Below are 2,296 nucleotides of genomic sequence, written 5' to 3'. Positions count from 1 at the left end.
GGGGCGGCCAGCGAGTACCCGAGCGCGAGCAGCGCGGTGGCCCGGCGCGCCTCGCGCCGGCTGCCGTGCAAGGCCGTCAGCAGGGCCAGGGCAGCTGCCGCGTGGCGGGCGTAGGCCTCGAGCAGCGCGGAGTCGGCCGCGAGCGGTCGGTGCCCGTCGGCGTAGATCGCCGCGAGCCGGCCGTGCTGGCGACGCGTCGAGACGACGTCGACCACCACGGCGCTCGGGCCGAGGTCCTCGCCTCGGCTCAGCAGGGCCGCGAGCTCGGCCGCGCGCTCGTCGGTCAGCCCGCGGGAGTGCACCACCGGGTCCGGGCCGAGGGTCGCCTCGCTGCTCGCGACGAGCAGGTAGGAGGGGGCGAGCACGGCGGTCGCGGCGCGGTCGATGATGCGCTCCAGGACGGTGTGCACGTCGTCGCTGCTGACCAGGTCGCTCGAGGCGCGCTGGAGCTCCTCGAGCTGGCCACGCAGGGCCGCGAGCTCGACGTCGGTCGACCGCGCGGTGCGGTCGGTGCGCGTCCTGTCGAACCACCGGCGCGGGCGGGACCAGGAGATGGCGAGCTCGCACTGCGGGTGGCCGTCGGCCTGGCACCGGCGCTGGTCGATGCGGGCCAGGGGCTGGCCGAAGATCTGCGGGACCGCGGCGAGCATCCCCTGGACGAGCTCGCAGTCCAGGCGCGACCGCGTGAGCCCGCCCTTGGTGCGCAGGTGCACCAAGGCCGAGGAGGCCGTGCTCTCGACGACCTCCATCTCGGAGCCGGTGGTGAACTTGGGCAGGGCGCGGGGCACCTGCCGGTAGACCTCACGGGTCGTGCCCAGGGAGCGGAGCAGGCCGACCAGGGCAGGCTGGAGGCCGTTGTCGATCGCGTGGACCCCGACGGAGAAGATCGTGCCCTCCCCGAGGACGGCCGTCGCGGCCTCGAAGAGCCGCGTCCTGACGTCGTGCGGGAACCAGCTCGCACTGTCCTCGAGCTCGGTCACCGACTGGGTCACCCCGGCCAGGCGCACGACCTCGGTCACCGCCTCGTCACCGCCCTGGGTCCGGACATGGCCCAGCAGCAGGGTCGTGGTGGCCCCGGAGGTCTCGCGCGCGTCGTTGGTCATCTCGACGTGGTGATCGACCCCGCGAGCGCATTCTGAAGGACTTTCGGCCCCTCAGCGTCCACCGGGGGTCCGTGGCCCGGGCCGGCGCCGCGACCGCGGACCGGAGGTCCCACGCACGGCCCGCGCCGCGTGCCTACGCTGCAGCACGACCAGGGGTGGGAGCAGAGGATGGACAGGACCGTACCGATCCGCGGCATGACCTGCCGCGCGTGCGAGGTGCGCGTCACGCGCTCGCTGCGTCGCCTGCCCGGGGTCGAGACGGTGACGGTCTCCGCGGCACGTGGTCGCGCCCGCATCACCAGCAGCGGACCGCTGACCCACGCCGCGATCGACGAGGCCGTGCGCCGGGCGGGCTACGCGCCGGGCGACGACGACCGCGCCTGGCTGAGCCGGGACCACCGGGTGTGGCGCGACGTCGCGATCGGCGTGGCCGTCGTCGCGCTCGTGGTCCTGGCGGCCCGCGCCGCCGGCCTCGAGGACCTCGCAGGGCGCCTGGGGTCCTCGGCAGGGACCGCAGGTCTCACCGTCGCCCTCGTCCTCGGGCTCGCGGCCGGGCTCTCGACCTGCATGGCGCTCGTCGGTGGCCTCGTCCTGGCCGTCGCGGCCCGGCACGCCGAGCACCACCCGGAGGCGAGCGCCGCGCGACGGCTGCGCCCGCACCTGGCCTTCAACGCCGGGCGGGTGGTCGGCTTCACGGTGCTCGGGGCCCTGCTGGGTGTGGTGGGCACGGCCGTGCGGGTGACCGGCGGCACCCTCGCGCTGCTGACCCTCGTCGTCGCACTCGCGATGGTCGCGATCGGCCTCCAGCTCACGGCCGTCTCGCCACGCCTGGCCCACCTGACCCCGACGCTGCCTGCCGTCGTGGCCACCCGGCTGGGCCTCGAGGGTCGCACCACCGCTGCGTACCGCGACGGCCGGACCGCCCTGCTGGGTGCCGCGTCCTTCCTGCTGCCCTGCGGCTTCACGCAGGTGGTCCAGCTGTCCGCCCTCGCGACCGGCGACCCCGTGACGGCCGGGCTGATGATGGGCCTGTTCGCCCTCGGCACCGCCCCGGGCCTGATCGGCGTCGGTGGTCTGACCGCCGCCGCACGCGGTGCCGCAGGTCCGGCGCTGCTCCGGGTCGCCGGGGTCGGGGTGCTCGCCCTGGCCGCGGTCAACGTCACCGGGGTGGTCGCCGTGCTGGCCCCCGGGAC

At 75.8% G+C, this 2,296-nt stretch carries 2 protein-coding genes; one reads left to right on the top strand and one right to left on the bottom strand.

Annotated features, from left to right (window positions below; all coding sequences use genetic code 11):
- Positions 1-1,103 (bottom strand): hypothetical protein (locus tag L0B03_RS16830; protein ID WP_250448011.1); only part of this gene is annotated, 1,103 nt, incomplete at its 3' end.
- Positions 1,104-1,271: 168 nt separating this feature from the next.
- Here L0B03_RS16830 and L0B03_RS16825 point away from each other — a divergent pair.
- Positions 1,272-2,296: sulfite exporter TauE/SafE family protein (locus L0B03_RS16825; protein ID WP_250448009.1), on the top strand; the 1,025-nt coding region annotated here is incomplete at its 3' end.

Source organism: Actinotalea sp. C106, assembly GCF_023630195.1.
In the GTDB taxonomy this organism is placed as follows: Bacteria; Actinomycetota; Actinomycetes; order Actinomycetales; family Cellulomonadaceae; genus Actinotalea.
Note: the sequence above shows the minus strand (reverse complement) of the source record. Positions and strands in the feature narration are given on the sequence as shown.